The organism is Shigella sp. FJ200513, assembly GCF_040495915.1.
In the GTDB taxonomy this organism is placed as follows: Bacteria; Pseudomonadota; Gammaproteobacteria; order Enterobacterales; family Enterobacteriaceae; genus ECMA0423.
Window position 1 is genome coordinate 1 of sequence record NZ_JBDYCV010000081.1, and the last position, 17,803, is coordinate 17,803.

General features: G+C 51.0%; 17 protein-coding genes and 5 pseudogenes. 13 read left to right on the forward strand and 9 right to left on the reverse strand.

Translation table 11 applies throughout. From position 1 onward, the window contains the following. Positions 1-102, forward strand: a 102-nt coding sequence (locus ABZJ92_RS15710) for a hypothetical protein (protein ID WP_250543920.1), incomplete at its 5' end; no start/stop codon positions are given. 9 nt (positions 103-111) lie between these two features. On the opposite strand, the pseudogene ABZJ92_RS15715 reads toward ABZJ92_RS15710, so the two are convergent. The 6 genes and pseudogenes from ABZJ92_RS15715 to xthA form a co-directional block, all read right to left on the reverse strand. After that, positions 112-438 (reverse strand): annotated as a pseudogene (locus ABZJ92_RS15715) (ABC transporter substrate-binding protein); the annotation flags it as partial. A gap of 9 nt (positions 439-447) precedes the next feature. Continuing rightward, positions 448-996: a carboxymuconolactone decarboxylase family protein gene (locus ABZJ92_RS15720; protein WP_000524080.1), complete on the reverse strand. Its 549-nt coding sequence runs from the start codon at positions 994-996 to the stop codon at positions 448-450. Then, positions 996-1,703 (reverse strand): TVP38/TMEM64 family protein, encoded by a 708-nt coding sequence (locus ABZJ92_RS15725; RefSeq protein ID WP_000975811.1) that lies wholly within the window; start codon positions 1,701-1,703, stop codon positions 996-998. The genes ABZJ92_RS15720 and ABZJ92_RS15725 overlap by 1 nt, the downstream gene beginning before the upstream one ends. Positions 1,704-1,717: 14 nt before the next feature. After that, positions 1,718-2,395, reverse strand: coding sequence for a lipoprotein YdjY (gene ydjY / locus ABZJ92_RS15730; protein ID WP_000077934.1), 678 nt, complete (start codon positions 2,393-2,395; stop codon positions 1,718-1,720). Between the two features lie 4 nt (positions 2,396-2,399). Beyond that, complete coding sequence (locus ABZJ92_RS15735; protein ID WP_024259236.1) at positions 2,400-3,113, reverse strand: TVP38/TMEM64 family protein; 714 nt, start codon at positions 3,111-3,113, stop codon at positions 2,400-2,402. Positions 3,114-3,279: 166 nt separating this feature from the next. After that, positions 3,280-4,086, reverse strand: a complete 807-nt coding sequence (xthA, locus tag ABZJ92_RS15740; protein WP_000673920.1) for an exodeoxyribonuclease III — start codon at positions 4,084-4,086, stop codon at positions 3,280-3,282. Between the two features lie 445 nt (positions 4,087-4,531). On the opposite strand from xthA, the pseudogene astC reads away from it, so the two are divergent. The 7 genes and pseudogenes from astC (at position 4,532) to ves (ending at position 12,142) form a co-directional block, all read left to right on the forward strand. After that, positions 4,532-5,752, forward strand: a pseudogene (gene astC, locus ABZJ92_RS15745) (succinylornithine/acetylornithine transaminase). Further along, entirely contained in the window at positions 5,749-6,783 is a 1,035-nt protein-coding gene (gene astA / locus ABZJ92_RS15750) for an arginine N-succinyltransferase (RefSeq protein ID WP_000989414.1), read from the forward strand. Before astC ends, astA begins: the two are co-directional and overlap by 4 nt. Further along, on the forward strand, positions 6,780-8,258 hold the full coding sequence (gene astD, locus ABZJ92_RS15755; protein ID WP_000177221.1) for a succinylglutamate-semialdehyde dehydrogenase: 1,479 nt from the start codon (positions 6,780-6,782) through the stop codon (positions 8,256-8,258). Before astA ends, astD begins: the two co-directional genes overlap by 4 nt. After that, positions 8,255-9,588 (forward strand): annotated as a pseudogene (gene astB / locus ABZJ92_RS15760) (N-succinylarginine dihydrolase). Before astD ends, astB begins: the two are co-directional and overlap by 4 nt. Continuing rightward, the gene (gene astE, locus ABZJ92_RS15765; RefSeq protein ID WP_000368511.1) at positions 9,581-10,549 is read left to right on the forward strand and encodes a succinylglutamate desuccinylase; all 969 of its coding nucleotides are present in this window, start codon (positions 9,581-9,583) and stop codon (positions 10,547-10,549) included. The pseudogene astB and the gene astE overlap by 8 nt, the downstream one beginning before the upstream one ends. A 329-nt stretch (positions 10,550-10,878) precedes the next feature. Beyond that, a complete protein-coding gene (gene spy / locus ABZJ92_RS15770; RefSeq protein WP_001228978.1) occupies positions 10,879-11,364 on the forward strand; it encodes an ATP-independent periplasmic protein-refolding chaperone Spy in 486 nt (161 codons plus the stop codon). A 202-nt stretch (positions 11,365-11,566) separates the two neighbouring features. After that, a complete protein-coding gene (gene ves, locus ABZJ92_RS15775) occupies positions 11,567-12,142 on the forward strand; it encodes an environmental stress-induced protein Ves (protein WP_005084340.1) in 576 nt (191 codons plus the stop codon). On the opposite strand, the gene cho is transcribed toward ves, so the two are convergent. Next, positions 12,102-12,989 carry an excinuclease Cho gene (gene cho / locus ABZJ92_RS15780; RefSeq protein ID WP_000252351.1) on the reverse strand — a complete coding sequence of 296 codons (888 nt, stop codon included), beginning with the start codon at positions 12,987-12,989 and terminating at the stop codon, positions 12,102-12,104. The genes ves and cho overlap by 41 nt on opposite strands. Before the next feature lie 229 nt (positions 12,990-13,218). Beyond that, complete coding sequence (nadE, locus tag ABZJ92_RS15785; RefSeq protein ID WP_000175045.1) at positions 13,219-14,046, reverse strand: ammonia-dependent NAD(+) synthetase; 828 nt, start codon at positions 14,044-14,046, stop codon at positions 13,219-13,221. 201 nt (positions 14,047-14,247) lie between these two features. On the opposite strand from nadE, the gene osmE reads away from it, so the two are divergent. The 5 genes and pseudogenes from osmE to chbR all read left to right on the forward strand — a co-directional run. Next, positions 14,248-14,586: an osmotically-inducible lipoprotein OsmE gene (gene osmE, locus ABZJ92_RS15790; protein WP_001039044.1), complete on the forward strand. Its 339-nt coding sequence runs from the start codon at positions 14,248-14,250 to the stop codon at positions 14,584-14,586. Positions 14,587-14,884: 298 nt separating this feature from the next. Then, positions 14,885-15,205: a PTS N,N'-diacetylchitobiose transporter subunit IIB gene (chbB, locus tag ABZJ92_RS15795; protein ID WP_000412158.1), complete on the forward strand. Its 321-nt coding sequence runs from the start codon at positions 14,885-14,887 to the stop codon at positions 15,203-15,205. An 84-nt stretch (positions 15,206-15,289) separates the two neighbouring features. Further along, positions 15,290-16,638 (forward strand): annotated as a pseudogene (gene chbC / locus ABZJ92_RS15800) (PTS N,N'-diacetylchitobiose transporter subunit IIC). A 58-nt stretch (positions 16,639-16,696) separates the two neighbouring features. Beyond that, positions 16,697-17,047, forward strand: a complete 351-nt coding sequence (chbA, locus tag ABZJ92_RS15805) for a PTS N,N'-diacetylchitobiose transporter subunit IIA (RefSeq protein WP_000968919.1) — start codon at positions 16,697-16,699, stop codon at positions 17,045-17,047. Positions 17,048-17,054: 7 nt separating this feature from the next. After that, a pseudogene (chbR, locus tag ABZJ92_RS15810) lies at positions 17,055-17,735 on the forward strand (transcriptional regulator ChbR); the annotation flags it as partial. Between the two features lie 11 nt (positions 17,736-17,746). Here chbR and ABZJ92_RS15815 read toward each other — a convergent pair. Then, positions 17,747-17,803, reverse strand: a complete 57-nt coding sequence (locus ABZJ92_RS15815) for an IS1 family transposase (RefSeq protein WP_003032489.1) — start codon at positions 17,801-17,803, stop codon at positions 17,747-17,749.

Here is a 17,803-nt window from a genome sequence, read left to right on the forward strand (position 1 = left end):
CCGACGAGAAGGGGAAGGGCCTTCCCGAGAGTGGTAAAGGAGAGGCCCTGGAAATACCCCACAGCCCCGAAAAAGAGTAATGCCAGTCAGTTGCTTAACTGACTGGCATTACTCTTTTAAGGTGCGGAAGTTTTCGCCGTTCACCCAGAGCAGATCCACCGAGCCGCCCGTTTTACGACCGGCAGCAGCTTCGGTCTGAATGCGCTTCACCGCGTCTGCGGCATCCGCGAGACGAACAATCTTCAGGTTTATAGCGTAATGGGTTTTCATCTCGCCGCTAACCCAGTCGAGATAGCGGTTAATTGCGGTATCGCCGCCCCAGGCGTTAAACCAGACGGTTTGCCCTTTGGCCTCATTTTTAATTTCCTGCCAGTCACTGGCATGTGTTGCCAAAGAAAACAGCGATAACAATCCCAGCAACCACCCACAATGGCGCATCTTCCCTCCTTAAGAACGTTTTTCCGGAATACGGCACAGCCCCTGAGCGGGAATGTCCATGGCAGAATTAAAACGAGCCGACAGGTTTTGCAGGCCGATCAATGCCGTCAGTTCGGTGAGCGCCTGAGCGTCAAAATGCGCAGCCAGTCGGGTACGCAGGGCATCATCGACTGTTGGCGGTGTGACGCTTGCGGCTTCGGCGTACTCCAGCGCCAGCCGTTCTTCATCGCTAAAGAGCGGGCTTTGCCGCCAGTCAGCCACTGCCAGCAGTTTATCGGTGCTGCCGGTACGCTCGGCGACTTTCATACTGGTGATATCCACGCAAAACTCACACAGGCACATTTGCGCAATGCGCGCGCTGACAAGCGATCGCACTACCGGATCGAGCGGTGAGCGTTTGCGCTCCAGCCACCCAACAAACATTGACACCAAATAAAAGATAAACGGGATCCGCCCCCACCAGCGAATCGGGCTTAGCACCTCGCCGTAATGGCGACGATGCAGCCACGCCTGCGGACGTAAAATGAAAGGAATTTTGCTAAGCGGCGGTAAACCCATCAGTCATTCCTCTTCTGGCGCTCAAGCCATATTTTCTTCGCCATAAAAATCACCACGGTCAGGGCAAACAGAATAAACAGTTCGGTGACAAACCAGAAAGTACCGCCTGTTAACATGCTGCCTGCCCAGGAATAAACAATAGTCGCCGGTAATTGACCAAGCCCGGTGGCGATAAAAAACGAGCGAAAACGTATTGAAGTCAGACCGGCAGCATAGCTGATTGGATCGAAAGGGACAAAAGGCAATAACCGACAGACCAGGATGGTGTGTTTGCCGTAGCGAGTGAAAAAGCCGTCCATACTGTCAAGCACGGTTTTGCCGGTTAATTTTTCCACCACTTCGCGGCCCATCACTCTGGCGATAAAAAAGCACAGCGCCGCGCCGGCCATCGAACTGGTCCACGACAGCAAGCCGCCCCAGAACGCGCCAAACAGCGACGCATTGGCAAAGGTGATCAAAAACGCAGGTAGCGGTGCAGCAATGGCCTGTAAAATCATCAACAAGAACGAGACAACTGCCGCCAGTGCGCCGTAAGACTGAATAAAGCGTTCTATACCCTGTTGGTCCACGGCGGCAAACGCCGCAACGCTGCGATTGATAAACTCATGGACGCCGGGAAGCAGCGCCCATGCGAGCAGCATAGCGAACAACAGGATGATGAGGGTTATACGGTAGTACCAGATTTTACGCGATTGTATCTTCATCATCCTTTATCTTGGCTTTATTCGGTGATTTTAAAGGTAACCGTTGCCAGCGTGTTATCCGCCGGGAGAACTGAGGCATTGCCTTTGAATTTCACTTCGCCGTGTTTTTCCACCGCACCATAAGTGTATGTTGCATTGCTGACGATGCCGACCGGGCAGCTATCCAGACACACCAGGCAACCCGTTTTCTTCTCTTCTGCTGCCGTTAAATTACCGCCAAAGCGCATGTCCAGTTTCTTGCCATTACTGTCAACAATCACTTCATCGAAGGAATACGCTTTTGCCGCCCCTTGCCAGTTGACCGAAATATCCAGTTTGCTGCCTGTGACATGAGTCGTTTCTTTATTATCCATCGTCATGTTTTCGCCCGGCGTACCACCTGCCTCTTTCAGGGCTTCATAAAATGCTTTCGGGGGCGCATAAGCCATAAACAGCGATTTATGTCCGTTGGAGCCATCTTTAAACACAATACCGTGACGAGTGTCGTCGGTGAGGAAACGACCATTAATTTGCACCAGCATGGTTACCGTATGGTTATTGGCATCGACGCGCAGCGGTTGGCTGTTCGAAAGTCCGTCGTATTCCACTTTTGCCGCCGCATTCTCTTTTTGATCGCAGCCGCTAAGCCCGGCAACAGCCAGTAAGCAGAGTGCAGCCAGTCCTTTTTTCCATGACACTGAATAATGTTGCGACATCGTTCTATCCTTCATTTTTTGGGTGAGTAAGTGGGCTGCGGCGCGAAGCAGACAGATCCACATGTTTGTGTCGGGCGTAGAGTAGTTTTGCGAGCTGGATGAGAATAAACAGCGCCAGGCCCGCCAGACAGAGTTGTAAAATAAAGCGCAGCGTAATGCCTTCATTGGCGAGATCGCTTGCCATCACGGTATAAATAACAATACCGGGCAGGGTCGTGAGTGCCGAAATAAGGGTATAAGGCCAGAAGGCGATGGTGGTGAATCCGTAAGCGTAATTTTGAATATTGTAAGGAAACAACGGGATTAAGCGGGTCAGAATAAGAAAATCAATACCGTTACGCGCAATGCCTTTTTCAATGGCCTGGAAGGTATGGCTATGGCCCACGTATTTCAGCAGTAAATCACGTCCCAGCCAGCGCGCCAGCAGGAATGAGCACGAGGAGGCCAGCGTTGCGGCAATTAATGAGAGTTGTGTCCCTAAGAGCGGGCCAAAAACTATTCCTCCAGCGATCACCAGTATGCTTCCTGGTAACAGAAAGAGGGGGGCATTGATGAATAACAGAATATAGAGGCTATAACCGAACAATCCGCTCTGGCGAATGAGTGTCTGTAAGTGGGGTAAATCGGTGAGCAGATCGAATAAACCGAAAGCGTGGATAGCGTAAATGACCAGCGCAAAAATAAGACAGGCAAACAGAAAGTTACGCTCAGCGTTCATCGTGGAGTTTCCTATATCAAACTTGATAATAGAGAAGTGGTCAGACAACTAAAAACGCAGTGACGGTATAACAAAGGACGGCAGGCAACAAATCATTACTGACAGTTTGTTGATTTTTCTCAAGGTTAATTCTCCTGACCCAGTTTGAGCCAGGAGAGCTGCTAAATTAGCGGCGGAAGGTCGCCCAGACGGGGGCGTGATCGGACGGTTTTTCCATGCTGCGAATTTCATAGTCGATGCCGGTTTCTACGCAACATTCTGCCAGCGGTTGGCTGGCGAGCAGCAGGTCGATGCGCAGACCACGGTTATCGTCAAAACCTTTTGAGCGGTAATCAAACCATGAGAAACGATCTGCTGTTTGCGGATTAGCATGGCGGAAGGTATCGACCACCCCCCAGCTCATCAGCCTGTCCATCCATTCGCGCTCTTCCGGCAGGAAAGAGCATTTACCGGTACGCAGCCAGCGCTTACGGTTTTCTTCGCCAATGCCGATATCCAGATCTGTAGGGCTGATATTCATATCGCCCATAATCAGTACCGGATTATCACGTTTGAGTTCGGTTTCCAGGTAGTTTTGCAGATTCTGATAAAACTGCGCTTTTGCCGGGAATTTTATCGGATGGTCGCGGCTTTCACCCTGCGGGAAGTAACCGTTGATCACGGTGACATTACCCAGCAGTGAGGGGATTTCCGCCATAATAATCCGCCGCTGCGCCTCTTCGTCGTCACCGGGAAAGCCGCGACGCACGGCAATCGGCGTCTCTTTGGTCAGCAGCGCCACGCCATAATGGCCTTTCTGCCCGTGATAAAACACGTTGTAGCCGAGCTTCGCCACCTCTTCGAGCGGAAACATATCGTCATGAACTTTTGTCTCCTGCAGGCCAATCACATCCGGTTGGTGCTTTTCGACGATGGCTTCAAGCTGGTGAGGTCTGGCGCGCAGGCCGTTGATATTAAAAGAGACAAATTTCATAGTCGCTGCCATTTATTCAGATAAAGAGTGCGTGGATGGTAGCAGAATTTCGCGTTGCTTACCGCCTGTTGTTAAGTGATTTGATCGATGGTTGTTAATGATGTCAACGATGGCGCAAAAAATGCCCGCTTTTGGTGCGCGCTGCGTCAGAATGGCGCAGTAATTTCCAGTAAATTTCGTCAATGATCACAATTCTAGAATTATATTTTACTTCTGCATAACATTGCGTTTTTTATTCTTTTTATTCACCCACATCGCAAACGTATTCACTTTATATGCACTTTAAATGCATATGGTTTGGTTATAACTCCTTGATTTCCAGTTAGCCTCCGCCGTTTATGCACTTTTATCACTGGCTGGCACGAACCCTGCAATCTACATTTACAGCGCAAACATTACTTATTGTTAACATACAAATAACGAATTATTTACTGTAGAGGTCGCTATGTCTCAGCCAATTACGCGTGAAAACTTTGATGAATGGATGATACCTGTTTACGCTCCGGCACCCTTTATACCGGTACGTGGCGAAGGTTCGCGCTTGTGGGATCAGCAGGGGAAAGAGTATATCGACTTCGCGGGTGGCATTGCGGTGAACGCGCTGGGCCATGCGCATCCGGAACTGCGTGAAGCGCTGAACGAACAGGCGAGTAAGTTCTGGCATACCGGCAACGGTTACACCAACGAGCCGGTACTGCGACTGGCGAAAAAATTGATCGACGCCACGTTTGCCGATCGCGTCTTCTTTTGTAACTCCGGTGCGGAAGCCAACGAAGCGGCGCTAAAACTGGCGCGTAAATTCGCTCACGACCGCTACGGCAGCCATAAGAGTGGCATCGTGGCGTTCAAAAATGCGTTTCATGGTCGCACGCTGTTTACTGTCAGTGCGGGTGGGCAGCCAGCCTATTCACAGGATTTTGCGCCACTGCCGGCGGATATTCGTCATGCTGCATATAACGATATTAACTCTGCCAGCGCGCTGATTGACGACGCCACCTGTGCGGTGATTGTCGAGCCCATCTAGGGCGAAGGCGGTGTGGTGCCAGCCAGCAACGCGTTTTTACAAGGTCTGCGTGAATTGTGTGACCGCCACAATGCCTTGCTGATTTTTGATGAGGTACAAACCGGCGTCGGGCGCACTGGTGAGCTGTATGCCTATATGCACTACGGCGTGACGCCCGATCTGTTAACCACCGCCAAAGCGCTGGGCGGCGGTTTCCCGGTCGGTGCGTTGTTGGCAACCGAAGAGTGCGCCCGCGTGATGACCGTTGGCACTCATGGCACCACCTATGGCGGTAATCCGCTGGCCTCGGCGGTAGCAGGCAAAGTGCTGGAGCTCATCAACACACCAGAGATGCTTAATGGCGTTAAACAGCGTCACGACTGGTTTGTTGAGCGTCTTAATACTATTAATCACCGCTATGGTTTGTTCAGTGAAGTTCGCGGCTTAGGTTTGTTGATTGGCTGTGTACTGAATGCCGATTACGCCGGGCAAGCGAAACAGATCTCTCTGGAAGCGGCGAAAGCAGGCGTGATGGTACTGATTGCGGGTGGCAACGTGGTGCGTTTTGCGCCTGCGCTCAATGTCAGCGAAGAAGAGGTGACGACCGGACTGGATCGCTTTGCAGCTGCTTGCGAACACTTTGTTAGCCGAGGTTCATCATGATGGTCATCCGTCCCGTTGAGCGCTCAGATGTCTCGGCGCTGATGCAGCTTGCCAGCAAAACGGGCGGCGGCCTGACGTCGCTTCCCGCCAATGAAGCCACGCTTTCGGCGCGTATCGAAAGGGCAATCAAAACCTGGCAAGGTGAACTGCCCAAAAGCGAGCAGGGCTATGTGTTCGTGCTGGAAGATAGCGAGACAGGCACCGTGGCGGGGATTTGCGCTATTGAGGTGGCGGTTGGGCTGAACGATCCCTGGTACAACTATCGCGTCGGCACGTTGGTTCACGCCTCAAAAGAGCTGAATGTCTATAACGCATTGCCGACGCTGTTTCTTAGTAACGATCACACCGGCAGCAGCGAGCTGTGCACGCTGTTTCTCGACCCGGACTGGCGCAAAGAGGGCAACGGCTATTTGCTGTCGAAATCGCGCTTTATGTTTATGGCGGCTTTTCGCGACAAGTTTAATGACAAAGTGGTTGCTGAAATGCGCGGGGTGATTGACGAACACGGCTATTCACCGTTCTGGCAAAGCCTCGGTAAACGCTTCTTTTCGATGGATTTTAGCCGCGCCGATTTTCTCTGCGGCACCGGGCAAAAGGCATTTATTGCAGAACTGATGCCGAAACATCCGATCTATACCCACTTTTTATCCCAGGAAGCCCAGGACGTCATCGGTCAGGTACATCCGCAAACCGCGCCTGCCCGCGCGGTGCTGGAGAAAGAAGGTTTTCGTTACCGCAACTATATCGACATCTTCGACGGCGGGCCAACGCTTGAGTGTGACATCGACCGCGTGCGCGCCATCCGTAAAAGTCGGCTGGTGGAAGTGGCAGAAGGGCAGCCTGCGCAGGGCGATTTTCCGGCCTGCCTGGTCGCCAATGAAAATTATCACCATTTCCGCGTGGTGCTGGCGCGTACCGATCCGGCAACCGAGCGTTTGATTTTAACCGCCGCACAACTGGATGCCCTCAAATGCCACGCAGGGGATCGCGTTCGTCTGGTGCGCCTGTGCGCAGAGGAGAAAACAGCATGACTTTATGGATTAACGGTGACTGGATAACGGGCCAGGGCGCATCGCGTGTGAAGCGTAATCCGGTATCGGGCGAGGTGTTATGGCAAGGCAATGATGCCGATGCCGCTCAGGTCGAACAGGCTTGTCGGGCAGCCCGTGCGGCGTTTCCGCGCTGGGCGCGGCTCTCATTGGCTGAACGTCAGGTCGTTGTCGAACGCTTTGCCGGATTGCTGGAAAGCAATAAAGCCGAATTAACCGCGATTATTGCCAGAGAAACGGGTAAGCCGCGCTGGGAAGCGGCAACCGAAGTGACGGCGATGATCAATAAAATCGCGATATCAATTAAGGCGTATCACGTTCGTACCGGCGAGCAGCGTAGTGAAATGCCGGACGGTGCGGCGAGCCTGCGACATCGCCCGCACGGCGTGCTGGCGGTGTTTGGGCCGTATAATTTCCCTGGTCATTTGCCGAACGGACATATCGTTCCGGCATTGCTGGCAGGTAACACCATTATCTTTAAACCCAGCGAACTGACACCGTGGAGTGGCGAAGCGGTAATGCGTTTATGGCAGCAGGCTGGCTTGCCGCCGGGCGTGCTGAACCTGGTGCAGGGCGGGCGTGAAACGGGTCAGGCGCTGAGTGCGCTGGAGGATCTCGACGGTTTGCTGTTTACCGGTAGCGCCAATACCGGCTACCAGCTGCATCGCCAGCTCTCCGGTCAGCCGGAGAAAATTCTCGCCCTTGAGATGGGCGGTAATAATCCGCTAATTATCGATGAGGTGGCGGATATCGACGCGGCTGTCCATCTGACCATTCAGTCGGCGTTTGTCACAGCCGGGCAACGCTGCACCTGCGCCCGCCGTTTATTGCTCAAAAGCGGAGCGCAGGGCGATGCGTTTCTTGCTAGTCTGGTTGCCGTCAGCCAGCGATTAACGCCGGGCAACTGGGATGACGAACCGCAGCCGTTTATTGGCGGGCTGATTTCTGAACAGGCCGCACAGCAGGTGGTTACTGCCTGGCAGCAACTGGAAGCGATGGGCGGACGAACCCTGCTTGCGCCGCGCTTATTACAAGCAGGGACATCGTTGCTGACACCAGGGATCATTGAAATGACGGGCGTTGGCGGTGTGCCGGATGAAGAGGTGTTCGGGCCGTTTTTGCGCGTCTGGCGTTATGATACTTTTGATGAGGCGATTCGGATGGCGAACAACACTCGCTTCGGACTCTTTTGCGGTCTGGTTTCCCCCGAGCGGGAAAAATTCGATCAACTGTTGCTGGAGGCGCGGGCGGGGATTGTTAACTGGAACAAACCGCTTACTGGTGCTGCCAGTACCGCCCCATTCGGCGGCATTGGTGCTTCCGGTAACCATCGCCCCAGCGCCTGGTATGCCGCAGATTACTGCGCATGGCCTATGGCGAGCCTGGAGTCGGACTCGTTAACATTGCCCGCCACGCTTAACCCCGGGCTGGATTTTTCCGATGAGGTGGTGCGATGAACGCCTGGGAAGTTAATTTCGACGGGCTGGTAGGGCTGACGCATCATTACGCGGGCCTGTCGTTTGGTAATGAAGCCTCTACCCGTCACCGTTTTCAGGTGTCTAACCCGCGACTGGCGGCAAAACAGGGCTTACTGAAAATGAAAGCCCTTGCCGATGCGGGATTCCCCCAGGCCGTGATTCCGCCGCACGAGCGTCCGTTTATTCCGGTGCTGCGTCAGTTGGGATTCAGTGGTAGCGATGAGCAGGTACTGGAAAAAGTTGCACGCCAGGCACCGCACTGGCTTTCCAGCGTCAGTTCCGCTTCGCCAATGTGGGTAGCCAATGCGGCAACGATCGCGCCATCTGCCGATACGCTGGATGGCAAAGTGCATCTCACCGTTGCCAACCTGAACAATAAATTTCACCGTTCGCTGGAAGCGCCCGTCACTGAATCGCTGTTAAAAGCGATTTTTAAGGACGAAGAGAAATTTAGCGTCCATTCGGCGTTGCCGCAGGTAGCGTTGCTCGGTGATGAGGGGGCGGCAAACCACAATCGTCTCGGCGGTCATTACGGTGAACCGGGTATGCTACTTTTTGTCTACGGGCGAGAAGAAGGCAATGATACCCGGCCTTCCCGTTATCCGGCGCGACAGACTCGCGAAGCCAGCGAGGCGGTGGCAAGGCTTAATCAGGTGAATCCCCAACAGGTGATTTTCGCCCAGCAAAACCCGGACGTTATCGACCAGAGCGTTTTTCATAATGACGTGATTGCCGTGAGTAACCGCCAGGTGCTGTTTTGCCACCAACAGGCGTTCGCTCGCCAGTCACAGTTACTGGCACGCGGGTGAACGGTTTTATGGCGATAGAAGTTCCGGCAACTCAGGTTTCCGTGTCGGATGCGGTGTCTACCTATCTGTTTAACAGCCAACTGTTGAGCCGCGATGATGGTTCCATGATGTTGGTGCTGCCTCAGGAGTGTCGGGAACACGCCGGAGTATGGGGTTATCTCAATGAACTCCTTGCCGCTGACAACCCGATTAGCGAACTAAAAGTCTTTGACTTACGTGAAAGCATGGCGAATGGCGGCGGCCCGGCGTGCCTGCGGTTGCGGGTGGTATTGACAGAAGAAGAACGCCGGGCGGTGAATCCGGCGGTGATGATGAACGATACCTTGTTTAATGCGCTCAATGACTGGGTGGATCGTTACTACCGCGATCGTCTTACTGCTGCCGATCTGGCCGACCCGCAATTGCTGCGCGAAGGGCGGGAAGCACTGGATGTATTGAGCCAATTACTGAATCTCGGTTCGGTTTATCCGTTCCAGCGCGAGGGAGGGGGCAATGGATAATTTTCTTGCTCTGACCTTAACGGGTAAAAAACCGGTTATCACCGAGCGAGAAATCAACGGCGTTCGCTGGCGCTGGCTGGGCGATGGTGTGCTGGAACTGACGCCATTAACGCCACCGCAAGGCGCGCTGGTGATTTCTGCGGGGATCCACGGTAATGAGACGGCACCTGTGGAAATGCTGGACGCGTTGCTTGGCGCGATATCTCACGGCGAGATCCCGTTACGTTGGCGGTTGCTGGTGATCCTCGGGAATCCTCCTGCGCTGAAGCAAGGGAAACGTTATTGCCATAGCGATATGAACCGAATGTTTGGCGGTCGTTGGCAGCTATTTGCTGAAAGCGGAGAAACCTGTCGGGCGCGCGAACTGGAACAGTGCCTGGAAGATTTTTATGACCAGGGCAAAGAATCTGTGCGTTGGCACCTTGATCTACATACCGCAATTCGTGGCTCCTTGCATCCGCAGTTCGGTGTATTACCGCAACGCGACATTCCCTGGGACGAGAAATTTCTGACGTGGCTGGGTGCGGCGGGGCTGGAGGCGCTGGTGTTCCATCAGGAGCCTGGTGGTACGTTTACCCATTTCAGCGTCAGACATTTTGGCGCGCTGGCCTGTACGTTGGAACTTGGCAAAGCGTTGCCCTTTGGGCAAAACGATCTTCGCCAGTTTGCAGTAACTGCCAGCGCAATTGCTGCGCTGCTATCTGGTGAGAGTGTCGGTATCGTGAGAACACCGCCGCTCCGTTATCGGGTGGTTTCGCAAATTACTCGCCACTCGCCGTCCTTCGAAATGCATATGGCAAGTGACACGCTGAATTTTATGCCGTTTGAGAAAGGAACATTGCTGGCGCAGGACGGAGAGGAACGTTTTACCGTAACCCATGATGTAGAGTATGTGTTATTCCCTAATCCGTTGGTAGCGTTGGGATTACGCGCGGGATTAATGCTCGAAAAAATAAGCTAATACTTACCCGCAGAAATCATTCTGCGGGTATTAAGTTGCTTTCTTATAAATTAATACAGATTAATCCTGGTTATTTGCTTTATTTATCACCAGTCATCCGGTATAGTTCTTCATAATCTCTGCAAAATCATCGTGTTGTAATATTCTCTCATCACTCTCCATCAAATTTTCTTTTTTTCTCCATAATTGGCGCAAAAGTGTTTTTTACACTTTCATTGTTTTACCGTTGCTCTGATTAATTGACGCTAAAGTCAGTAAAGTTAATCTCGTCAACACGGCACGCTACTTAAGAAAGCCGTAATAAATAACTGAAAGGAAGGATATAGAATATGCGTAAATTAACTGCACTGTTTGTTGCCTCTACCCTGGCTCTTGGCGCGGCTAACCTGGCCCATGCCGCAGACACCACTACCGCAGCACCGGCTGACGCGAAGCCGATGATGCACCACAAAGGCAAGTTCGGTCCGCATCAGGACATGATGTTCAAAGACCTGAACCTGACCGACGCGCAGAAACAGCAGATCCACGAAATCATGAAAGGCCAGCGTGACCAGATGAAACGTCCGCCGCTGGAAGAACGCCGCGCAATGCATGACATCATTGCCAGCGATACCTTCGATAAAGCAAAAGCTGAAGCGCAGATCGCAAAAATGGAAGAACAGCGCAAAGCTAACATGCTGGCGCACATGGAAACCCAGAACAAAATTTACAACATCCTGACGCCGGAACAGAAAAAGCAATTTAATGCTAATTTTGAGAAGCGTCTGACAGAACGTCCAGCGGCAAAAGGTAAAATGCCTGCAACTGCTGAATAATCTTTCAGCCAAAAAACTTAAGACCGCCGGTCTTGTCCACTACCTTGCAGTAATGCGGTGGACAGGATCGGCGGTTTTCTTTTCTCTTCTCAAACAGTTGTAAAAAAAGCCTGATCACCACTAACGTAAATCACCCGAGTTGCCGATAACCATCCACGGTTACCTGAACGATAACAATGAAAAGAACGGGCCGGGAGCGAGTATGGAATACTTTGATATGCGTAAAATGTCGGTGAATCTGTGGCGAAACGCTGCCGGTGAAACGCGCGAAATTTGCACTTTCCCACCGGCAAAACGTGATTTTTACTGGCGTGCCAGCATTGCATCCATCGCGGCGAATGGGGAGTTTTCTTTGTTTCCCGGCATGGAAAGGATAGTGACGTTGCTGGAAGGCGGCGAGATGCTCCTTGAAAGCGCAGACCGCTTTAACCATACCTTAAAACCGTTACAGCCTTTTGCCTTTACGGCGGACCAGGTGGTAAAAGCGAAACTGACGGCAGGGCAGATGTCGATGGATTTCAATATTATGACGCGCCTGGATGTCTGTAAGGCGAAAGTCAGAATTGCCGAACGTACGTTTACTACCTTTGGCTCACGCGGCGGGGTGGTGTTTGTGATTAACGGGGCGTGGCAACTGGGCGACAAACTGCTCACTACCGACCAGGGCGTGTGCTGGTTCGATGGCAGGCACACCCTGCGGCTTTTACAACCGCAAGGTAAACTGTTGTTCAGTGAAATCAACTGGCTCGCTGGTCATTCGCCGGATCAAGTTCAGTAATTTCATAGTTACCGGAAAGCAGCGGCTTACAAAGAATTTTATAACCGTCGTGATCAAACCCGGCGGGTGTCCGAATTAACGTTGTCGCTTCTTCCAGCGAATTAACCGCCCCCAGCCACAGCCAGTTTTGAATAATATGATATTGAGTCATTTCCGGGTGCTGTTCTTTCAGTGCCACCGCACCTTGCCAAGGCCAACACACCACTCGCAAACGCTCCAGAGACTGGCGCAAGCGTAGCGCATGTTCCTCATGGCTCTCTTTACCGCAGCATGCTCCGGCGCAACGTTTTAGCGCTGAACGAAAACATGCACGACCGCGACTTAACGGTTCCAGTCCCAACAGGCCATAACAAAGTTTTTGTTCATCAGCGATGCTCTGCAATGCTTGCAAAGCTGCGCGCCTATTGGCAAACAGGCCAAACAGGTTGGGGGCTCGTGAAAAATCCACCTCTTTGGCATACACCACATCGACGCGCTTTTCATTTAATTGCAGGGCACAGAGCTGGCGATTGCGGCGCAACCGTTTATTAAACAGCGGCTGTTGTTCTTTGATTAATCGCGCTTCAAGGAGCAGAGCGCCGATTTCGCCTGCGGTGCAGATCCAGCTAATTCGCCGGGATTGCCGTAGCATGGCGGCTTCATCCGGGGTGCGTAAATGAGAAAGCACCCGACTGCGGATATTAACGCTTTTGCCGATATAGAGCGGCATGGTGTCACTTTCGCCATGAAACAGATACACCCCTGGTCGGGTGGGTAAGTCATTAAGGAATGAATGTAAATGTTCGGGATATTCATAAATTGCCGCAGCTTCAAATTCGAGCCGCGGAGAAGTTAAACGCCGTACCACTGTTGACTCCGAATGCTGGTTATCTATCCAGTGTAACAGGCGGGAGGCGATTAAAAAAGAGGCGGGTTGATGACAAAGGTTACACCGTCTGACGTGCTACGCCTGTCAGGCCTATTCGACTCCTGCAATGTATTGAATTTGCATAGTTTTGTAGGTAGAATAAGGCGTTCACGCCGCATCCGGCGTGAACAAATTACTCTTTTTCGCACAATCCAATAGGTGCAAATTATTACTTTTTCCAGAAATCATCGAAAACGTTAATTGGCGGACGGCGTTTATGTTCGGTTTTCAGATACCAGTTCTCTATTGTTCTGGCGACCTGTTCAGGTAGGTTTTTCCCTTCCAGATAGTCGTCGATATTGTCATAGGTCACGCCGAGTGCCACTTCATCTGGCAGAGAAGGGCGATCATCTTCAAGATCGGCAGTTGGGGCTTTCTTATAAAGGTGTTCCGGGCAACCTAATGCCGTCAGTAACTGTTTACCCTGGCGTTTGTTGAGACGATACAGCGGATTAATATCCGTACCGCCGTCACCATATTTAGTGAAGAATCCGGTAATGGCTTCTGCTGCATGATCGGTGCCCACCACGACACCGCTGGTCATACCCGCAATGCTATATTGTGCTTTCATCCGCTCACGCGCTTTTTCATTGCCACGGACAAAATCGCTCAGTTCAATGCCTGCTTCCCGCAATGCCTGCTCGCTAGCCAATACCGCGCCCTTGATATTAACGGTTAATACGCGATCCGGTTGAATAAAGGCAATGGCATCCTGGCAATCTTGTTCGTCAGCCTGAACACCATAGGGCAGGCGTACGGCAATAAATTGCAGTGATTCGTTGCGAGTTTCCTGGCGCAGCTCATTAATCGCCATCTGGCACAGCTTTCCGGCAAGCGTGGAGTCCTGACCGCCGCTGATCCCGAGCACCAGTGATTTAATGAACGGATAAGTTTGCAGGTAGCTTTTCAGAAAATCGACACTACGACGAATTTCCTCTTCAGCATTAATCTGCGGTTTTGCGCCCAGCGCCTTTATTATTTGTTGTTGCAATGTCATTGAACCCCTCCAGACAGAAAAGACAAAACTTCCTTAAAGCTAACCCGTTGCTACTGAAACGACAAGCGACAGCGGGCTGAATGGTGGTTAAAACGTCATACAGGAATCCTCTGAAAGCGGAGCCGTTTCGTTCACGGGCTTGAAAAAGCGCCCAATGTATTCCAGGCTTATCTAACACGCTGATAAACAAGAGGACGGAATATGAACAAGAATATGGCAGGAATTCTGAGTGCAGCGGCGGTATTAACCATGCTGGCGGGTTGTACAGCTTATGATCGTACCAAAGACCAGTTTGTACAGCCTGTGGTGAAAGACGTCAAAAAAGGCATGAGCCGGGCGCAGGTTGCACAAATTGCGGGTAAACCTTCGTCTGAAGTGAGCATGATCCATGCTCGCGGTACTTGCCAGACCTACATCCTGGGTCAACGTGATGGTAAAGCAGAAACCTACTTTGTCGCGTTAGATGATACCGGACATGTCATCAACTCCGGTTATCAGACCTGTGCTGAATACGACACTGATCCACAGGCTGCGAAGTAATCAATTCGTCTGAAAGCTTGAGTAACAACGGAAACCGGCCATTGCGCCGGTTTTTTTTGGCCTGAGTTCTTAATTATCTTCGCGAATTATTTGCCCGAAATGTGAAGAGGGTCATAACCACAGGTCAAGGAGAAACAATTTATAAGGTCAAAGAAATACTATTGCTCAGGTCTATACCGTATACTCCTTTCAGCCACAAAAAAAGTCATGTTGGTTTCGCAAGTTACCCAGAGCATGGAAGCAGGTCAAGGCTTGCGGAGTGTCTGGCTGACAGATAATCGTCGATGAGGGCAGTTTTATGGAAAAGAAACACATTTATCTGTTTTGTTCTGCGGGCATGTCTATCTCTTTACTGGTATCAAAAATGCGCGCACAGGCAGAAAAATATGAAGTTCCGGTCATTATTGAAGCATTTCCGGAAACACTGGCTGGTGAAAAAGGTCAGAATGCCGATGTCGTGTTATTAGGGCCGCAGATTGCTTATATGTTGCCCGAAATCCAGCGTTTGTTACCCAACAAACCGGTTGAAGTAATTGACTCGCTGCTTTATGGCAAAGTCGATGGTTTAGGCGTGCTTAAGGCTGCGGTTGCAGCGATTAAAAAAGCCGCAGCAAATTAATTTATTTTAAATTTTCCCGTCAAAGAGTTATTTCATAAATCAATACCGTAATATTTAAATTGCGGTTTTTAAGGGTATTTTTCTATGAGTAATGTTATTGCATCGCTTGAAAAGGTACTCCTCCCTTTTGCAGTTAAAATAGGAAAGCAGCCACACGTTAATGCAATCAAAAATGGCTTTATTCGCTTAATGCCGTTAACCCTTGCGGGGGCCATGTTTGTATTAATTAACAACGTTTTTCTAAGCTTTGGGGAGGGGTCGTTTTTTATTCCTTAGGTATTCGCCTCGACGCCTCAACCATTGAAACACTTAATGGTCTGAAAGGTATTGGCGGCAACGTATATAACGGAACATTAGGAATAATGTCTTTAATGGCACCGTTCTTTATTGGCATGGCGCTGGCAGAAGAGCGTAAAGTCGATGCGCTGGCGGCTGGGTTGTTATCCGTTGCAGCATTTATGACCGTCACCCCATATAGTGTCGGTGAGGCCTATGCGGTTGGCGCAAACTGGTTAGGTGGGGCGAATATCATCTCCGGGATTATTATTGGCCTGGTGGTGGCAGAAATGTTTACCTTTATTGTCCGCCGCAATTGGGTCATTAAACTGCCCGACAGCGTACCTGCTTCAGTATCGCGTTCTTTCTCGGCATTAATTCCCGGCTTTATTATTCTTTCCGTGATGGGGATTATTGCCTGGGCGTTGAATACCTGGGGCACCAACTTCCATCAGATCATTATGGATACCATCTCAACCCCACTGGCATCGTTGGGTAGCGTGGTGGGCTGGGCCTATGTGATCTTTGTTCCACTGCTCTGGTTCTTCGGTATTCATGGCGCGCTGGCGCTGACCGCACTGGACAACGGCATTATGACGCCGTGGGCGCTGGAAAATATCGCGACCTATCAGCAATATGGTTCCGTCGAAGCGGCGCTGGCAGCCGGTAAGACCTTCCATATCTGGGCCAAGCCGATGCTGGACTCCTTTATTTTCCTTGGGGGCAGTGGTGCGACTTTAGGCCTGATCCTGGCTATCTTTATCGCCTCTCGCCGTGCTGATTATCGTCAGGTGGCAAAACTGGCGCTGCCGTCCGGCATCTTCCAGATTAACGAACCGATTCTGTTTGGTCTGCCAATTATCATGAACCCGGTGATGTTTATCCCGTTTGTACTGGTACAACCGATTCTGGCGGCAATCACCCTCGCAGCGTACTACATGGGCATCATTCCTCCGGTGACCAATATTGCACCGTGGACCATGCCAACCGGTCTGGGAGCCTTCTTTAACACCAACGGTAGCGTCGCCGCATTGCTGGTCGCACTCTTCAACCTTGGCATCGCAACGTTAATTTATCTGCCCTTTGTTGTGGTGGCTAACAAAGCACAAAATGCGATTGATAAAGAAGAGAGCGAAGAAGATATCGCTAACCCCTGAAATTTTAATCGATGCCGGTACGGGTAATCTTGCCGGTAAGAAGAGAGAGGAACGATGTATGATGGATCTCGATAATATTCCTGATACGCAAACAGAAGCTGAAGAGCTGGAAGAAGTGGTGATGGGGCTTATCATCAACTCTGGACAAGCGCGTAGCCTGGCGTATGCCGCATTGAAACAGGCGAAGCAGGGCGATTTTGCCGCAGCGAAAGCCATGATGGATCAGTCACGGATGGCATTGAATGAAGCGCATCTGGTACAGACGAAACTGATTGAAGGCGATGCGGGCGAAGGTAAGATGAAAGTGAGTCTGGTGCTGGTCCACGCTCAGGATCATTTAATGACGTCCATGCTTGCGCGTGAACTGATTACTGAATTAATTGAGCTTCATGAAAAACTGAAGGCATAAGGAGTCGATGATGCAGCCAGTGATTAACGCGCCGGAAATTGCCACTGCCCGAGAACAGCAGTTGTTTAATGGCAAAAACTTCCATGTGTTTATCTATAACAAAACTGAGAGTATCAGCGGACTGCATCAGCACGACTATTATGAATTTACTCTGGTATTAACCGGGCGTTATTTCCAGGAGATTAACGGTAAGCGCGTGTTACTGGAACGGGGCGATTTTGTTTTTATTCCGTTAGGTTCGCACCATCAAAGTTTTTATGAGTTTGGTGCCACGCGCATATTGAACGTTGGGATCAGTAAACGCTTTTTTGAGCAGCATTACCTGCCGTTGTTGCCTTATTGCTTTGTTGCTTCGCAGGTATACCGGACCAATAACGCTTTTCTCACCTATGTGGAAACAGTGATTTCTTCATTAAATTTCCGCGAAACAGGGCTGGAAGAGTTTGTTGAGATGGTTACTTTTTATGTCATTAACCGTTTACGTCATTACCGCGAAGAACAGGTGATTGATGATGTACCGTAGTGGCTGAAAAGTACGGTAGAAAAGATGCATGATAAAGAGCAGTTTAGTGAATCGGCGCTGGAGAATATGGTGACGTTGTCAGCCAAATCACAGGAATATTTGACGCGAGCGACTCAACGATATTATGGCAAAACACCAATGCAGATTATTAATGAGATCCGGGTAATGACTCCAACTTACTGATAGTGTTTTATGTTCAGATAATGCCCGATGACCTTGTCATGCAGCTCCAC

Excerpts from the sequence above, each read along its gene's own strand:
- ABZJ92_RS15720 (WP_000524080.1), bottom strand. The coding sequence starts at position 996 with ATGGGTTTACCGCCGCTTAGCAAAATTCCTTTCATTTTACGTCCGCAG.
- ABZJ92_RS15725 (WP_000975811.1), bottom strand. The coding sequence starts at position 1,703 with ATGATGAAGATACAATCGCGTAAAATCTGGTACTACCGTATAACCCTC.
- ydjY (WP_000077934.1), bottom strand. The coding sequence starts at position 2,395 with ATGTCGCAACATTATTCAGTGTCATGGAAAAAAGGACTGGCTGCACTC.
- ABZJ92_RS15735 (WP_024259236.1), bottom strand. The coding sequence starts at position 3,113 with ATGAACGCTGAGCGTAACTTTCTGTTTGCCTGTCTTATTTTTGCGCTG.
- xthA (WP_000673920.1), bottom strand. The coding sequence starts at position 4,086 with ATGAAATTTGTCTCTTTTAATATCAACGGCCTGCGCGCCAGACCTCAC.
- astA (WP_000989414.1), top strand. The coding sequence starts at position 5,749 with ATGATGGTCATCCGTCCCGTTGAGCGCTCAGATGTCTCGGCGCTGATG.
- astD (WP_000177221.1), top strand. The coding sequence starts at position 6,780 with ATGACTTTATGGATTAACGGTGACTGGATAACGGGCCAGGGCGCATCG.
- astE (WP_000368511.1), top strand. The coding sequence starts at position 9,581 with ATGGATAATTTTCTTGCTCTGACCTTAACGGGTAAAAAACCGGTTATC.
- spy (WP_001228978.1), top strand. The coding sequence starts at position 10,879 with ATGCGTAAATTAACTGCACTGTTTGTTGCCTCTACCCTGGCTCTTGGC.
- ves (WP_005084340.1), top strand. The coding sequence starts at position 11,567 with ATGGAATACTTTGATATGCGTAAAATGTCGGTGAATCTGTGGCGAAAC.
- nadE (WP_000175045.1), bottom strand. The coding sequence starts at position 14,046 with ATGACATTGCAACAACAAATAATAAAGGCGCTGGGCGCAAAACCGCAG.
- osmE (WP_001039044.1), top strand. The coding sequence starts at position 14,248 with ATGAACAAGAATATGGCAGGAATTCTGAGTGCAGCGGCGGTATTAACC.
- chbB (WP_000412158.1), top strand. The coding sequence starts at position 14,885 with ATGGAAAAGAAACACATTTATCTGTTTTGTTCTGCGGGCATGTCTATC.
- chbA (WP_000968919.1), top strand. The coding sequence starts at position 16,697 with ATGATGGATCTCGATAATATTCCTGATACGCAAACAGAAGCTGAAGAG.